This is a genomic window from Exiguobacterium abrahamii (assembly GCF_015645365.1).
GTDB lineage: Bacteria > Bacillota > Bacilli > Exiguobacteriales > Exiguobacteriaceae > Exiguobacterium_A > Exiguobacterium_A abrahamii.
This window is the reverse complement of sequence record NZ_JADOYC010000001.1, coordinates 1668179-1684834: the sequence shown is the minus strand read 5'-3', so window position 1 is coordinate 1684834 and position 16656 is coordinate 1668179. Positions and strand designations below refer to the sequence as shown.

The 16656-nt window shown below is 47.3% G+C and carries 15 protein-coding genes; 8 read left to right on the top strand and 7 right to left on the bottom strand.

Features of this window, described 5'->3' with window-relative positions:
* Positions 1-15 precede the first annotated feature (15 nt).
* The 4 genes from ITJ88_RS08755 to ITJ88_RS08740 form a co-directional block, all read right to left on the bottom strand.
* Complete coding sequence (locus ITJ88_RS08755) at positions 16-1848, bottom strand: hypothetical protein (protein ID WP_195865390.1); 1833 nt, start codon at positions 1846-1848, stop codon at positions 16-18.
* Between the two features lie 802 nt (positions 1849-2650).
* Positions 2651-3055, bottom strand: a complete 405-nt coding sequence (locus ITJ88_RS08750; RefSeq protein ID WP_023467822.1) for a DUF350 domain-containing protein — start codon at positions 3053-3055, stop codon at positions 2651-2653.
* Positions 3056-3068: 13 nt separating this feature from the next.
* On the bottom strand, positions 3069-3236 hold the full coding sequence (locus tag ITJ88_RS08745; protein WP_023467823.1) for a hypothetical protein: 168 nt from the start codon (positions 3234-3236) through the stop codon (positions 3069-3071).
* Positions 3237-3291: 55 nt separating this feature from the next.
* Complete coding sequence (locus ITJ88_RS08740; RefSeq protein WP_195865389.1) at positions 3292-4407, bottom strand: GGDEF domain-containing protein; 1116 nt, start codon at positions 4405-4407, stop codon at positions 3292-3294.
* Positions 4408-4646: 239 nt separating this feature from the next.
* Here ITJ88_RS08740 and ITJ88_RS08735 point away from each other — a divergent pair, with 239 nt between their 5' ends.
* The 5 genes from ITJ88_RS08735 to ITJ88_RS08715 are packed head-to-tail and all read left to right on the top strand — an operon-like array spanning position 4647 to position 9475.
* Positions 4647-6086 (top strand): GntP family permease, encoded by a 1440-nt coding sequence (locus ITJ88_RS08735; protein ID WP_053453014.1) that lies wholly within the window; start codon positions 4647-4649, stop codon positions 6084-6086.
* A 25-nt stretch (positions 6087-6111) separates the two neighbouring features.
* The gene (locus tag ITJ88_RS08730; protein WP_195865388.1) at positions 6112-6813 is read left to right on the top strand and encodes a CoA transferase subunit A; all 702 of its coding nucleotides are present in this window, start codon (positions 6112-6114) and stop codon (positions 6811-6813) included.
* A 13-nt stretch (positions 6814-6826) separates the two neighbouring features.
* Entirely contained in the window at positions 6827-7489 is a 663-nt protein-coding gene (locus ITJ88_RS08725) for a 3-oxoacid CoA-transferase subunit B (protein ID WP_064300169.1), read from the top strand.
* A 5-nt stretch (positions 7490-7494) separates the two neighbouring features.
* Positions 7495-8271 carry a 3-hydroxybutyrate dehydrogenase gene (locus ITJ88_RS08720; protein WP_195865387.1) on the top strand — a complete coding sequence of 259 codons (777 nt, stop codon included), beginning with the start codon at positions 7495-7497 and terminating at the stop codon, positions 8269-8271.
* 13 nt (positions 8272-8284) lie between these two features.
* Complete coding sequence (locus tag ITJ88_RS08715) at positions 8285-9475, top strand: acetyl-CoA C-acetyltransferase (RefSeq protein WP_195865386.1); 1191 nt, start codon at positions 8285-8287, stop codon at positions 9473-9475.
* A 58-nt stretch (positions 9476-9533) separates the two neighbouring features.
* Here the strand turns inward: ITJ88_RS08715 and ITJ88_RS08710 are convergent, their stop codons facing one another.
* Positions 9534-10466 carry a DUF2268 domain-containing putative Zn-dependent protease gene (locus ITJ88_RS08710; RefSeq protein WP_195865385.1) on the bottom strand — a complete coding sequence of 311 codons (933 nt, stop codon included), beginning with the start codon at positions 10464-10466 and terminating at the stop codon, positions 9534-9536.
* A gap of 280 nt (positions 10467-10746) precedes the next feature.
* On the opposite strand from ITJ88_RS08710, the gene brnQ reads away from it, so the two are divergent.
* The 3 genes from brnQ (at position 10747) to ITJ88_RS08695 (ending at position 14653) form a co-directional block, all read left to right on the top strand.
* Positions 10747-12087: a branched-chain amino acid transport system II carrier protein gene (gene brnQ, locus ITJ88_RS08705; protein WP_195865384.1), complete on the top strand. Its 1341-nt coding sequence runs from the start codon at positions 10747-10749 to the stop codon at positions 12085-12087.
* Positions 12088-12241: 154 nt separating this feature from the next.
* Entirely contained in the window at positions 12242-13354 is a 1113-nt protein-coding gene (locus ITJ88_RS08700) for a glycerol dehydrogenase (RefSeq protein WP_195865383.1), read from the top strand.
* 147 nt (positions 13355-13501) lie between these two features.
* Positions 13502-14653: an FAD/NAD(P)-binding protein gene (locus tag ITJ88_RS08695; RefSeq protein WP_195865382.1), complete on the top strand. Its 1152-nt coding sequence runs from the start codon at positions 13502-13504 to the stop codon at positions 14651-14653.
* A 60-nt stretch (positions 14654-14713) separates the two neighbouring features.
* Here the strand turns inward: ITJ88_RS08695 and ITJ88_RS08690 are convergent, their stop codons facing one another.
* The gene (locus ITJ88_RS08690; RefSeq protein WP_195865381.1) at positions 14714-15658 is read right to left on the bottom strand and encodes a peptidoglycan DD-metalloendopeptidase family protein; all 945 of its coding nucleotides are present in this window, start codon (positions 15656-15658) and stop codon (positions 14714-14716) included.
* 257 nt (positions 15659-15915) lie between these two features.
* Complete coding sequence (locus ITJ88_RS08685) at positions 15916-16653, bottom strand: peptidoglycan DD-metalloendopeptidase family protein (RefSeq protein WP_195865380.1); 738 nt, start codon at positions 16651-16653, stop codon at positions 15916-15918.
* Positions 16654-16656 lie beyond the last annotated feature (3 nt).

Genomic DNA, 16656 nt, shown 5'->3' with positions numbered 1-16656 from the left:
ATACTCCTTTGCACTCTATTTTTCCGTCTCGTTTAATTCTGAGTACCATTTTTTCAACAATATTAATTGTTGCTTATGGTCATAGTCCATAAATTCTTTAACCCAACGCTCTACTTCCTTCATATCGAAGTTAGATTGTTGGAGGAAAAATGGATCCACCTCTATTGGCTCTAGTTTTAATTCTGTTTGAATCCAATAAGAGAAGGCAGCGTTGAATACTTTCCATTTTGGTTGTACCTTCACTTCACTTGAACTATTTGACCAAAGAATTCCTGGCACATAAGTTGCCACTACTTCACTTAAGCTTTGATCCAAACGGAGTGTTGTTCCAATCTGCAGCAAGAGATGCGCATCATCAAGATAACTGTTTCGTTCTTCGTTTGGAGAAACAAGGATAACTTTTTTAGGTACTACCGTTTGTTTATCAAATGTTCGCTGCACTACAGCGTTAGTTTGTTCTAATGTTTTTTGGACCGATTGCCAGTAAGTTTGTGGCATTGACCACGAGTCATCTGTAACGAGTTCATGATCTTTATACTCAAAAACTGCAAGATGTCCTTGCATCATCGTTACACCAGCTACACGACCTACTAAAGATCGCTCTCCCTGTCTTTTTAAGTTCGTTGTGATATCTTTCGGGATATCTCCCAAGATTTTAATATCAATCATTTTTTGTCGATCTCCGATAAGATCTAACGTTTCAACACCTAAACGATTGATTGGCTGAGACTGTCGAATAGGATACCAGTTTAATGTAGCAGGCAAATACCATGTATCTTTTGTAAGAGAAAAATATGGGCTATTTTTTATGTCGTAACGAACTTTAACATTCGTAGTAGAACCATCTGACGAAATCGGAAAAGAGATAAAGTCGCCTTGACGCTTAAATTTAACTTTCCTGTTGTTTACTATTACAGCGTTTACGTCGTATTCATGCCACAAAGAAAGACTGATAGATTGTTTCTGAGAAACTTTCATTAACATATCAGCTTCTACTTTTAATGCGTTGGTTTCTTGTACCATGTTTAAGTTCATCTTTTGAATCATATAATCAAGAGCATACTTTTCAGGAACAAAGGTATACGGAGGTTTATAGTGCTTCGATAAATCAGAATCAAAACTGCGATCAAAACTCAATTGATTGTTCGCGAGTGCAAAGGGAGATACAAAAACAAGGACTCCTAATCCAAGTATGGAGAAAACTACTGTCAAAATTCTTTTAGAAGCTCTCAAGTGCCATTGTCCAACTAAAAGAAATAACAAGACGCATTGCAGTGATATATGAAGAATATTTTTTATAAAAAGAGCTTCATTTCCGAGAAACCCACTGAGTTGTGCATGGATATGCCCTGGTTGAATAGGACCAATAAACAATAGACTACGTATTCCCTCGAATCCACCTTTATAGAAATAGTCAGAGAAGAATTCGGTATTTAATGGACCAATCAATACCCATACGAGAAAGAGTGTCAACATGCCAGTCTTTCTCTTTCCAAATATCAGTGCACAGTTGATTCCCCATAATGCTGTTAGAATGAGCGGTAAGAAGTAAAAAATCATAGCATGCTCTACAATATCAAGTTGAAACGTAGACCATGGAATCTCTTGATTCTGATAGTAGATGAACAAACCTAATAGACCTATCAAGAGAGTTGTCACTACAAAAATGACATGATTGAGAAGGATTGAAAAAATTCGCTGATATTGTATGGTGACGATATCCGGGAATAGTATGCTTTGTCGATATTGAACTTCTTCAGAGACAAGTCGATACATATAGACGGCGACTAGTAACATCATTCCTTGTACAGGAATAACAAACCCATTTAAGAGGCTTGCATAATCCATGTACACATACTCCTCCCGAATGTCGGCGATAATCTTCATTCCAATACTAAAAGGAAACAGAAGTAAGGAGAATACGTAAAAATAACTTTTAATCATCTGTAATCCGTAAAATTTTAATAGATCTTTTACAATGATTTTCTTCACTTTTTCACCTCTTTATTTTACTTGTGATAATTACCTATTATCACAAGTAAGTTTTTAATAGTAGTGCTACTATCTTCTTTGTAGTTCATCAACAAAAAACTAAGAACAATGGGGAAAACTATTATTCTCTCAAACTAATACTAAATGAGAGAGACAATTCTACAGCTTTGCAAAGAAACATGTCTGTCCTTTTCAAGGTTGACGCGTATTTGAGTGTATTTTTAAACAATCCATTACTTTAGGTAAAGAAGAAGCGGAGTTCATAGTCCTTTCATTCTTAGTCATCAAATCTATCCACACCAAATTGAACGTAATAAATTGGAATTACAAAAAGACATTTTTCGAAATAGTACGTAACACTACAAACAAAGAACTTTAATTAAAGAATCGATAAGAATCAGGTTTTGACTAGAGAAAAGCTCGTAACTCAAAAATAAAAAGAGACGAATAACACGAATTTAAAGATAATACGACAGATTCGGAGAGTAGTTGTTGAGAAGCAAAGGAAAAGTAATTTGGATATTTATGCTATTCATCATATGATCATTTTGGCTTCGTTCTTGAAGTAATCGTAATAGCTAGCGATACCTAATTATGAAGTGGAGTTTTAATCTAAATAGCCCTGAATCCTAATGATCCAGGGCTGTTTTCGTGTGTCTTAATATGTAAGCGATCCTGCAATGATCAAACCGATCGAAATCGATAAGAAGAGAAGCAACAAGCCGACTGCCTCGTTATTCGCATCAATCTCTTTCGTCATGCTCAAACGTGGGATTAGTAAATCCGCGAGATAGAATAAGACGATTTGTAAGACGATCGCGAGTGCGCCCCATAACACCATATCGAGTATGCTGACAGAGTTCGAGATACTCGAATAGAGGACGATGGCGAGACCAAGAATACGTCCACCGAAGGCGTAGACGGCTGCTTTCTTCCCGTTACGGATGAGTTCGAGCTCCTTTGATTTCGTCGTCACCTCGAACAGGACGACACCGATTGCAAGGAGTACGGTCGCGACACCGATATACGAGAGCGTTGAAAGGAATAGATCACTGAATGTCATGCTGGTACCTCCATCATGATTTTTTATTTTTTTTGCGTTGTTCGTATGCAACATACAATTCAAGCAGTGCTCCGACGAGAATACCTGCTGATACATACAAATAGAAGTTGTCACCAATGAATCCGAACAAGAGACCTAAAATGAGGCCGATCAGGATATAGGGACCTTTTGCTAACTTCATGCCAATCACCTACCTCTTCTTTAAAGGTAGCGGATTTCAGAGGTGACGTCCATCGTTATTCTTGAAAGCTGACGGCAGATTCTGCATTAGGAGAAAATAGGACGACTTGGTTCCGTCCTTGTTGCTTTGCCTGATAGAGGGCAGCATCCGCATCCAGTAGAAGATCGTCGATTTGCAGTGTCGTCTCATCGTACGCGGCTAAACCAAACGATGCTGTGAGCGGTAGCTCTGTCGTCGCTAGTCGGAACGGACTAGAAGCGATCCGTTCACGTAATTGCTCTGCTAAAGGCAGGACTTCAGCAAGCGGAACACCCTCAAACAGGACTGAAAACTCCTCACCGCCGTTACGGGATAAATACCCGCTTTCTGCCACTCCATCGCGCAGTCGATTGGCGAACTGCCGTAGCACCTCGTCGCCCGCCTCATGTCCATACGTATCGTTGACCTGTTTAAAATGATCAATGTCGATCGTCAACAACACGACCGACTGTTTGGTTAGAATCAATCGCTGTTTGACATCCGTGAAGTATTCATTGAAGGCGCGTGAATTGTTCAATCCTGTCAAAAAGTCGAGTTGCGCTTTTTGCCGAAGCATCCGCAATGATTGTTTGGTCAACCGAATATCGCGGATGATCAGTAGGGCGAGCCAACTACTGACGAACGATGCAGGAATGACGACTGCCATCACTTCAAGTAGAAGAATCTGTTTCGGTAAGACAATCCATAAGACAAGAGCGTGTAAAGCCGTCGCATAGAGCGTCACGAGTGTGAATGTTCGTTTTGCATAAGGTGGCATTTCGCGAACGATTAAGCTCGTTCCTAAAGCAATGGCGACAATGAAGCCGAATGCGGTGAAGGCTGCTAGATTCGTTCCTAAACTGAAACGATAGATGATGATTGCAATCGTCACGATCGTTGTCGGGAGGGCGCCACCAAAGTAGGCAGCGACGACGACCGGAATATGACGCAAATCAACCATGACGCCAGGTGCTGCTTCAATCGTCATCTGCATGAGTAGTAACGAGATGACACTTAGAGCAAGACCGTACAATACTCGGGTCAGCCATGGGGATTCACGGGTGATCGGGAGCGGTGATAATTTTCCGAGCAGATAGAAACCAGCCATTAATAGCGTCACGTTATGCAAGACGTCAAAAAGGATGCTTTTCATGAACTGTCCATCCTTTCAAATAAAGTACGTTACTTAAAAGACATACGCCATAAAAGGACTAACTCCTGTTCCTTGAAAAAATAATCTATTTGATGCAATTGTGTCTATAATGTGAACTTATGATTTCTATAAGCTGTACTTATAGTTTGACGGAATTTAATTGACCTCTTCGACACTGCGTTGTTAAATGATGAAGAAGCGATATGAAAGCGCTTACTAAAATCGAAGGAGATCTACTTATGGAACTTGTCATCATTCTTCTTGCCTTATCCTTATTGATGTTCGTTGCCTATCGTGGTTTTTCGGTCATCCTATTCGCGCCAATCTGTGCCTTGTTCGCCGTCTTACTGACGAACCCGGATTGGGTGTTACCTTTCTTCTCGAATATCTTTATGGAAAAGATGGTCGGCTTCATCAAGGCGTACTTCCCGGTCTTCCTCCTCGGGGCGATTTTCGGAAAAGTCGTTGAGATGTCCGGTATCGCGGAGTCGATCGCAAAGACGATCATTCGTATGATCGGTGCGAAGCGTGCCATTCTTGCCATCGTCTTACTCGGCGCCATTCTTACATACAGCGGCGTCAGCCTGTTCGTTGTCGTCTTCGCTGTTTATCCGTTCGCAGCGAACTTGTTCCGCGAAGCGAACATCCCGAAACGCCTCATCCCGGGAACAATCGCCCTTGGTGCGTTCACGTTCACGATGGATGCTTTACCAGGTACACCTCAGATTCAAAACGTCATCCCAACGACGTTCTTCAAAACGGATATCTACGCTGCACCGATCATGGGTTCAGTCGGTGGCTTGTTTATCCTAGTCGTCGGCATGTGGTATCTCGAGTCACGTAAGAAAAAAGCCCATCAAGCAGGGGAAGGCTACGCTGGATTTGAAGCAACGGCGGCAAGTGCCGCACCGCAGATGGAGTTGAAGAACGAACCGGAAATGACACTTGAGACGGATCGTCAACCGGTCTATCGGCAAGTCCTTGCCTTCGTCCCACTCGTCCTCGTTGCCGTCATGAACAAAGTCTTCACACTCTCGATTCCGAAATGGTATCCGGAAGGGTTCGATTTTTCGGCGATTGGTCTAGAAGCATTCGGAAAGATCGAGACGCCGGCCGTTCTTGCGATCTGGTCCGTCCAAATGGCGTTATTGATCGGAATTCTCGCAGCGATGCTGTATGACTTCCCGAAGATCAAGACGAATTTCCAAGCTGGTCTGAACGTCAGTATCGGTGGCGCGCTTCTAGCGGTCATGAATACAGGTGCTGAGTATGGTTTCGGAGGCGTCATCGCCGCACTTCCTGGATTCAAGTCCGTCTCAAGCGGAATCTCAGAGACATTTACGAATCCGCTCGTCAACGGAGCCGTCACAACGACGACACTTGCCGGCGTCACTGGTTCCGCATCGGGTGGAATGGGGATTGCGTTAAGTGCGATGTCGGATAAATATACGCAAGCCATCACATCAGGGGGCGTTCCACCGGAAGTCATGCACCGCGTCATCTCGATGGCGTCCGGCGGGATGGATACATTACCGCATAACGGTGCCGTCATCACGTTACTTGCCGTTACGGGGCTGACGCATCGTCAGTCGTATAAGGACATCTTCATGATTACGATTCTCAAGACAGTGACGGTCTTCTTGATGATCGGATTGTATAGCTTGACTGGCTTGTACTAAGGATTTTTAAAGGGGGCATCATCAGATGAAACAGGGGAAAGTATACGCATCATTCGCGGAAGCGACAGCAGACATCTTTGACGGGGCGACGCTAGTCGTAGGGGGCTTCGGACTCTGCGGAATCCCGGAAAAATCAATTACCGCGTTGCAAGAGAAGGGCGTCAAGGATTTGACGGTCGTCAGTAATAACTGTGGCGTCGATGACTTCGGACTCGGTCTCCTCTTGCAGACGCGACAAATCAAGAAGATGATTTCGTCGTATGTCGGGGAAAACAAGACGTTCGAGCAACAATACCTCAGTGGCGAGATTGAAGTCGATCTCGTCCCCCAAGGTACGCTTGCGGAACGTATCCGTGCCGGTGGAGCTGGCATTCCCGGTTTCTATACACCAACAGGCGTCGGGACACCGATTGCTGAAGGAAAGGAACAAAAAGAGTTCGACGGGAAGACGTATCTGCTCGAAGAAGGAATCGTCGGCGATTTTGCGATCGTCAAGGCATGGAAAGCAGATCGACTCGGGAATCTCGTTTTCCGAAAGACGTCACGCAACTTTAACCCGATCGTCGCGACAGCCGGAAAAGTAACGATCGTCGAAGTCGAAGAACTGGTCGAAGTCGGTGAACTCGATCCGAATGAGATCCATACACCTGCTGTCTACGTCCAGCGCATCGTCGTCGGAACGGATTATGAAAAACGCATCGAACGCCGGACTGTCCGGAAAGCTTGAGGAGGAGACGGATATGAAAACGACACGAGAAATCATCATTGAACGCGCACTTCAGGAAATCGAAGATGGGATGTACGTCAACCTCGGGATCGGAATTCCGACATTGATCGCCAATGCGATTCCGGACGATATGCATGTCATGCTGCAATCCGAAAATGGACTGCTTGGCATCGGACCGTATCCGCTTGATCATGAAGTCGATGCCGACGAGATCAACGCCGGGAAGGAGACGGTGACGGCACAATCCGGAGCATCTTACTTCGACAGTGCCGAATCGTTCGCGATGATTCGCGGTGGGCACATCGACCTCGCGATCCTCGGCGGGATGGAGGTCGATCAAAACGGTGACCTCGCGAACTGGATGATTCCGGGCAAGATGGTCAAAGGCATGGGCGGAGCGATGGATCTCGTCAACGGAGCGAAACGCGTCGTCATCATCATGGAACATGTCAACAAACACGGCGAATCGAAAGTCAAACAAGCATGTACCTTGCCGTTGACAGGACGCGCCGTCGTCAACCGTCTGATTACGGATCGGGCCGTCTTTGATTTCACACCGGACGGAATGGTCTTGATCGAGACGCTGAATGGTCATACGGTCGAAGACGTCAAACAAGTCACGGAAGCACGATTCACGGTCAGTCCGGAACTCGAGCGCGTGACGGTAGGGGAGTGAAGCAGATGGTTCAAGGAGATATCGTACTCGTCACAGGTGCAGGAAGCGGAATTGGTCTTGAAATCTCAAAGGCGTTTGCTGCGGCAGGAGCGAAGGTCGTCGTAACGGACGTCCGCGCGGAAGCAGCAGAAGAGGCGGCGGCAGCGATTCGCGCAGTTGGTCATGAAGCGGTCGGGATGACGCTCAACGTCACTGATGAAGCACAGGTCGAAGCCGTCTTGAAGCAGACGGTCGAACAGTTTGGTCGACTCGACGTCTTGATCAATAACGCGGGTCTTCAACACGTCTCACCAATTGAAGAGTTTCCAACAGAGAAGTTCGAATTGATGATCAAGATCATGTTGACGGCGCCGTTCATCGCTATCAAACATGCCTTTCCGATCATGAAGGAACAAGGCTACGGACGGATTCTTAACATGGCATCGATCAATGGGTTAATCGGTTTTGCTGGGAAAGCGGCGTATAACTCGGCGAAGCATGGATTGCTCGGCTTAACGAAAGTCGCAGCTCTTGAAGGAGCAGAACACGGGATCACCGTCAACGCGATTTGCCCGGGGTATGTCGATACACCGCTCGTCCGAAATCAAATGGAAGACTTGGCGAAGACGCGTCACGTCGAGCTTGAGAAGGTACTTGAGGAAGTCATCTATCCACTCGTTCCACAAAAACGGTTGCTCGCCGTCGAGGAAATCGCGGATTATGCATTGTTCCTCGCGAGCCGCAAAGCAAAAGGGATCACAGGACAAGCGAACGTACTCGATGGAGGATATACGATTCAATAAGGAGATGGAGCAGATGAGTGAAGCAGTCGTCATCGTCAGTGCGACGCGCACGGCGATCGGAAATTTCAATGGGAGTTTGAAGGACGTCAAAGCAACGGAACTCGGTGCGACAGTCATCCGTGCGGCACTTGAAAAAGCAGGTGTTGCTGGGAATCACGTCGACGAAGTCTTTTTCGGTAACGTCCTCTCAGCAGGACTTGGTCAAAATCCAGCACGGCAAGCGGCACTCGCTGCCGGATTACCGGAGACATGTCCGGCGATGACCGTTAACAAGGTCTGCGGATCCGGTCTCTCGGCCGTCCATCTCGCGTATCAGGCGATCAAGTCGGGCGAAGCCGATGTCATCGTTGCCGGTGGGATGGAGAACATGAGCCAAGCGCCGTATGTCCTATCGGGCGCACGGTCTGGACTGAAGATGGGTGACCAACCGCTCGTCGATACGATCATCCAGGATGGACTTGAGTGTGCGTTTAATGACTATCACATGGGAATCACGGCAGAGAATTTAGCCGACGCCTATGAACTGTCCCGCGAAGCCCAGGACCAGTTCGCGGCGACGAGTCAGCAAAAAGCGCAGACGGCATTAGCGGAAGAACGGTTCGTCTCGGAAATCACGCCAGTGTTGATTCCACAACGAAAAGGCGACCCGATCTGTTTTGATCAAGATGAGTTTCCGCGTGCCGGAACATCTGTCGAAACACTCAGTCGTTTGCGCCCGGCATTCAAGAAGGACGGAACGGTCACGGCAGGAAATGCATCTGGCATCAATGACGGAGCTGCCGCACTCGTCATCATGTCCGCGACAAAGGCACAAGAACTCGGCGTGACACCACTCGTTGAGATCGTCGCGAACGGAACGTCCGGTGTCGACCCGAGCATCATGGGAATCGGTCCCGTCCAAGCGGTCCAAAAGGCACTCGATAAAGCGGGACTGACGCTTGAGGAGATCGATGTCATCGAAGCGAACGAAGCGTTCGCGGCACAATCTCTCGCGGTCGATGCGGAGCTACAGTTCCCGCATGAGAAGCTCAACCGCAACGGCGGTGCAATCGCGCTCGGTCATCCGATCGGTGCGAGTGGGGCGCGGATTCTCGTTACGTTGATCCATGAACTCGAGCGAACGGGTGAGACGCATGGTCTTGCGACGTTATGCGTCGGGGGCGGTCAAGGGGTAGCGACGATCGTCAAAAAATACGAAGACTAACGAATAAAGCACGAGACGAAGGAGATGTTTGCTCCCGTTGTCTCGTGCTGTATTGATTTTAGCGAATCGTTAATTTCTTCTGGTAACTGCTTTTTTCGAGAATTTGCACGGAGGACATCCGTGACCATTCCTTCAAGGAAATCTCGGGATGTTGCTTCACGAAGTCGGAGACGATCATATAGCCGAGTCTGTATTTTACGAACGATGGAATTTGTTTTTCGTAATTTCCAAAGAATAGATCATCCGTCGTCAATCGTTCCGCATTCAGCTCCGAAATCACATTCTCTAAAGTATGGTCAAGTAAAGGGGCAATCGCTTCCGATGATTCCACTGGATAAAGCTTGTGGGCAAAGAATTCCGCTTTTCCTTCGAGGATGATGTAATCGAGCATCGTCGCACGATTTGGTTCATCGAGGGCTACGGTATGATGGTACTCATGCGCCGTTGTGTTGCGTAATGATGTTTCCGAAAAATCCTTCAAGAAGAACAGACTCATTGAATTGTTTCCTTGCGCGACACCGCTGACACCACCATAACGTTTGGCATCATCATGCTCGATTGGTGTCGTCGGGGAGACGAAAACGACGAGCTTTTCATCCCGTGGCAGTTGTTTCATCGAATTCAGGAGACTGGACTTGATCTGTTTCATGATGTGCTGATGGTGTTTTTTCAAATATGTATTCATCTGCTTTAAGTCCTTGATGTTTTCCGATGGCTGTTCGTAAAGGCTAGGAACGGGCATCGCTTGGAGCTGTTCTTTTTTGATGACGTCATTTTTAGCGCCCAATACATATTTTTTAAATAGTGCCTCATTGTCCTCTGGATGTTTCGAAGCCGCTTGAATGTAATCGTCATACGCCTTATACAAAGGAACGATTTGAATCTCTTGTTTCTCATGCGTAAACGAGATGTCATACGTCTTTGGTTTTTCGGCAGCGGGGGAACAACTGGCAAGTAAAAGGGTGGCGCTAAGAAGATAGATCGATTTCATAGAAAAACCTCCTGTTTCATTATCCATATATTTACTTTCTTCATAAAACCTTTTAATCCTACTACGTCATATGAACTTATGAATCCGATTTCATGCTTCGACGCACAGACGTAACAAATTCTATAGACCGTAGATCTACCAAACTTTCTGCACAATTTTCAGAATATTCTCCAGATAAACTCCTAGCACGAGCTCTTATACGTATGGTATCCTTTCGAACGAAGTACTTCATCTGCTTAGGGAGCGAGATGAAGTCGATCATCATCAGTGGGGGTTTATTATGTCTAAAACTGTTCCAACATCATTTATCATCGTCATCGGCATGATGCTCTTCGCCTTATTCTTCGGGGCAGGAAATCTCATCTTTCCGCCGATGCTCGGACAGCTCGCAGGGGAGCATGTCTGGGTCGCCAATGCCGGATTCCTCGTCACCGGTGTCGGTCTACCATTGCTTGCGATTCTTGCATTCGCGTTTTCAGGGGAACGCGATCTACAAGCGATGGCGTCACGCGTTCATCCGGCGTTCGGAATCGGTTTCTCGGTCATTTTGTATCTTGCGATCGGTCCCTTCTTCGCGATTCCTCGTGCCGGAACGGTCTCGTATGAGATCGGAATCAAGCCGTTCTTCAGTGAATCGACGAGCCACTGGCCGTTGCTCATCTTCACGGTCTTGTTCTACACGGTTGCGTGTCTCTTATCATTGAATCCGACGAAAATCGTCGATGTCGTCGGGAAAGTACTGACACCGATTAAGATCACGTTCATCGGTCTGTTGATCGTCGTCGCTGTCCTGCATCCGATCGGAAGTTTTCAGAATCCTTTGAAGACATATCAGTCGAATGCCTTCTTTAACGGTTTCCAGGAAGGATATATGACTCTCGATGCACTTGGTGCTTTCGTTTTCGGGATCATCATCATCGCAGCGATCAAGGAAAAAGGTGTCACATCGAAGCGACAGTTACTCTTGATTTGTACGAAAGCGTCATTGATCGCAGCAGCCTTGTTAGCAATCACGTATTCGGCGCTTGCCTTCATGGGTGCTTCAAGTGTCTCGGAAATCGGACAACTGGCGAACGGCGCGGAGATCTTGTCAGCTGTGTCGGATCATTACTTCGGTGAATACGGTGCGATCTTACTCGGTCTGATGATCACGGTCGCCTGTATGACGACAAGCGTCGGCTTGATCACGGCTTGTGCGTCGTTCTTCTCGGCACTCGTGCCAAAAATCTCGTACGTCAAATGGACGATTGGTCTATCGGTCTTCAGCGCACTCGTCGCGAACATCGGTCTGAATCAATTGCTCGCTGTCTCAAAACCAGTCTTGATGACACTTTATCCACTGGCAATCTGTCTCATCTTCCTGACATTCTTGCATCCACTCTTTAAAGGTAAACCAGCCGTTTATCAAGGGGCGCTTTGGATGACATTCGTTGTCAGCTTGTTTGATGGATTGAAGACAGCAGGGATTAACGTCTCAGCTGTCACGAAAGTGTTCGACGCGGTATTACCGTTTGCTTCCGTCAGTCTTGGATGGGTCGTACCAGCCATCATTGGTGGAGTGATCGGAGCAGTCGTCGGTAAGAAAACAGCGGAGACACAATCGTCGTCGCGTGTTGCTTAAATTGTCATGTATAAAAAGAAGCGGATTTTTGATCTCATGATCAAAGTCCGCTTTTTTTGTTCACGCGATTGTGGGTTTAAGCAGAAGCGGAAACGGCAATTCCTCTATTGTATGTCATTGATCATCGTGTCCCTTACAGAAAGGATGTTGAAACATGTCAGAACGTGTCTTCATTAGTCCCTCAAAGTATGTCCAAGGAAAGGATGTCATTGACCGGCTCGGTACATATGTGAGCCCGTTCGGTGAAAAAGCGCTTGTCATCGCGGATGATGTCGTTTGGAAAATCGTCAAGGAACGTGTCGAGCATTCGTTGTCCGGCGAAAACGTCGGTATCGAGAAGGCGGATTTCAGTGGTGAAGCATCACGGCATGAAGTGAAACGAATCGCTGAGCAAGCACAAGCGGCAGATGTCCGGTTCGTCATGGGTGTGGGGGGCGGAAAGACGCTCGATACGGCAAAAGCGGTCTCGGATGAGCTGAACGTGTCCGTCGTCATCGTTCCGACGCTTGCTTCGACCGATGCCCCAACGAGTGCCTTGTCCGTCATCTATTCCGACGAAGGGATTTTCGAAAGTTACCGCTTCTATAAGAAGAATCCCGATCTCGTTCTCGTCGATACGAAGCTGATCGCCCAAGCGCCGGCACGCTTCTTTGCGTCCGGAATCGCCGATGCGCTCGCGACATGGGTCGAGGTCCGGAGTGTCGTCGCTTTTGGTGGACAAACGATGGCAGGGGGACGACCGACGATTGCGGCACAAGCGATCGCCAAACGGTGTGAGGAAGTCTTGTTCGAGCATGGACGCTTGGCGTATGAATCCGTTCAGGCGCAAGTCGTCACGCCGGCACTCGAAGCCGTCGTCGAGGCAAATACGCTCTTAAGTGGACTCGGCTTCGAGAGTGGTGGATTAGCTGCAGCGCATGCCATCCACAACGGGTTCACGGCGCTTGACGGTGAGATTCATCACTTGACGCACGGGGAGAAGGTCGCCTTTGGTACACTCGTCCAGTTGGCGCTCGAAGAACATCCACAAGAAGAGATTGAACGCTACATCGCGCTCTACACGGATCTTGGTTTACCGGTGACGCTCGAAGACGTCAAGCTAAAGGATGCGTCGCGTGAAGACATCGTCAAGGTCGGCGAGGCAGCGACCGCTGAAGGCGAGACGATCCACAGCGGTTTTAACGTCACGGCGGACGAAGTCGCAGATGCGATCATCGCAGCCGATCGCTATTCGAAAGCGTATCTAGTGAAACATGCTTCTTCCTGATTGATGCGTTTAAATCCGCTTCCTCTATCAAGGGGAAGCGGATTTTTTATGAGTCTATATCAATTTGCCCTTGAATTCTTCTTAAAAACACGCTATCTTTATAAAACGTAATGATTACGATTTAAATCAGGTAAAGGAGTTTTTGTGATGACGGATCGATATGAATGGGTGATTGTAGGTGGAGGAATTCATGGGATGACGGTATTCAATGCCTTACGTGAAAAAGGAATCGATCGGGAGAAGATACGAATCATCGACCGTCATGAGCAACCATTGATGAACTGGCGGAAACAAACCGAACGGATCGGCATGCCTTACCTGCGTTCAACTCGGGTCCACCACACTTCGACGAATCCGACGAGTCTCAGGCATCATGCGGAAGAACAGGATTATACACATCAAGCCTTCAAGGATACATACGGACGGCCATCCTTGGAATTATTCAACGACCATGCCCTTCAATTGGCGAAGCAAAATGAAGTGGAGGCGAGTTGGGTCCAAGGGGAAGTCGCACGGCTAAGACGAGAAAGCGGAACGTGGATCGTCTCGACAGATGAAAGCGAGTTACGAGCAAACCGTGTCGTTCTCGCTCTCGGACAATCGGAGCATCACGTCATGCCAGAATGGGCGAAATCGGCGCGTCACGTTTTCTTATCGAAGCACGATACACCACCGGTCGTCATCATCGGAGGTGGGATTAGTGCTCTGCATCATACGATTCAATGTGCCGAGCGCTATCCCGGGCAGGTGACCCTTCTTTCACGACGTCCGCTCGAAAAAAGTGCATTCGATGCCGATCGAAAGTTCATGGGACCAAAAGGATTGACACCATTCAAGTCCTTGTCGGCTAGCGAAAAACGAGCGCTGATCGTACAGGAGCGTCGCCCGGGAACGGCAACACAGGATTTGATTCAACGTGTCCGTCATCTGATTCGAGAAGGAATCATCAGTCATGTGATTGGTGAAGTCGAGCAGGAAATCGGAAGCGGAGTGAAGCTGACAGATGGTCGCATCATCACCGCTGAATCGATTATTTGCGCAACGGGTATCCGTCCGATGGTCATCGAAGGATCTTGGCTTGAAGCGGTACAGCAAGAGTTAAAGCTGCCATTATCTCCTTGCCGGACACCATTATTAGATGAAGAAACCTTTGAATGGGGAGAGAACTTATTCGCGACAGGCAGCCTTGCAGACTTGACGGTCGGACCGTTCGCTCGGTCGATTTACGGAGGACAAGCCGCAGCACGTGCGATCGCCTCGACGATTCAAGACAAGCAGACTGCACTTGTTTGCGTCTAAAAGATAAGAAAAGACCCGACCATATGACGTCATTGATGAGTCATGCGGTCGGGCCATTTTTTAGAGGTAATCGAGTGGGTTGACGCTGCTACCGGCAGATGTCGCGCTGTAGACGTATGATCCTTTATGGAGTTCAAAATGTAAATGTGTTCCGAAGGCGTTACCTGTCTCGCCGACTGTACCGACTTTTTGCCCTTGTGCGACGGTTTGACCGACCGAGACGGAGCGGCTATTCATATGTGCATACAGACTGATGAACGGCGATCCGTTGACAGTGTGTGAGACCATGACGTAGTTACCGTATGCCCCTTTGTACTGAGACGTAATGACCTTACCGCTTGCTGTCGCATAGACTGGAGTACCTTTTGCTGCGCCATAATCGATACCGTTATGGAACGTGTAGCCGTAAACACCGCTCGCTTTACCATATCCTTGTGTAATCGGACCGCTCGTTGGCGTCGCAAAGCTCTTTGAAGTCGACGTTGACGCCTTTGAAGCGCCACCGCTGTTCGTCAGTGTCAGAACTGCGTATTTTGAGACATAGTCAGCATGAACGAATCGTTTATCGCCACCGTAGAGGAACTTGATCCAATCGCCCGTACGACCGAGGTAACGGAATCGTTCTCCTTTATCGACACTTCCGACGATTGAGCTGCTTGTCGAGTTACTGCTACGAACGCGAAGGTTATCGACGTTGACTTTAATCTTATAGATACGTGTTACAGAATATTTCTTAACATATGTAGAAGAAACATAGACTTTTTTTGAACCATACAAGATTTTCGTCCAGTTACCTGTCCGTCCGAGATACTTATATGTATCGCCCTTGTCAAAGTTTGTGACCGTACCGTAAGATGTCGACGGACCAGTGCGAGCACGTAAGCCGTCTTCCATGACCTTTACTTTATAGAACGTCGTTGCTGCATCCGCACGTGGGATAGCAAACGATGCAAAACTCGCGACGGCAATGGCAGTCGCTGAAACACCTTTCCAAAAACCATGCATGATCCATTCCTCCTGAATATGTAATCTGTATGACTAAACCGATATGTAAATTTCATAGATGAGTATAACATTTACGAAAATGTTTAAATGTTACATTCACATTTCGATATTATTTCAATAAATTATATTAAACGGACTTAATTTTATTCGTTATCCAAATATCCATAAAATACTTTGACAAGATTGGATGGAATTGGATAAGATGAAATGCCCATCAAACATAAGAAAGGTACCCCGAATGAGGTACCTGAAAGTGCTTATAAGAAAGCGAGTGGGTTGACACTGCTTGCTGCTGAAGAACCGCTGTAGACGTAGCTTCCACGGTGGATTTCGAAGTGTAAGTGTGATCCAGACGAGTTCCCTGTACTCCCGACAGCTCCGATGTTCGCGCCTTTCGGGATCGATTGACCGACGAAGACAGAACGTTTGCTTAAGTGAGCATAAACCGTTGTGTACGAAATACCGTTCACTTTATGTTCGACCATGACATGGTTACCATAAGCTCCCTGATATGACGACTTGATGACTTTTCCGGCAGCGGCTGCTTTAACTGGTGTTCCAGTAGGTGCACCGAAGTCGATTCCGTTATGGAACGTGTAGCCGTATTTCCCGCTCGCATTTCCGTAGCCTTGCGTGATTGATCCGCTTGTCGGACGCATGAATCCAGTCGACGAAGAGAATGATGCTTTTTTCGCTGATTTACCAGAAACACTGTACTTTTTGACGTAACCAGAATAGACGAAGCGTTTTTCGCCTTTATGCATGATCTTCGTCCAGTTCCCTGTCCGACCGAGGTATTTGAATGTTTGACCCGCATTGACGCCGTCGACGATGCGGTGTTTTAACGATGGGCCAGTCCGGACGCGAAGTCCATCTGCCTTGATTTTTACTTTATACGATGAGCCAGAAGCGGCTTCAACCTTACCTGTACCCGTAGCTGCAAAACCTGAAACAACGAGGGCGCTCATTGCTAACGTCGTGATTGTTCGTTTCATGAA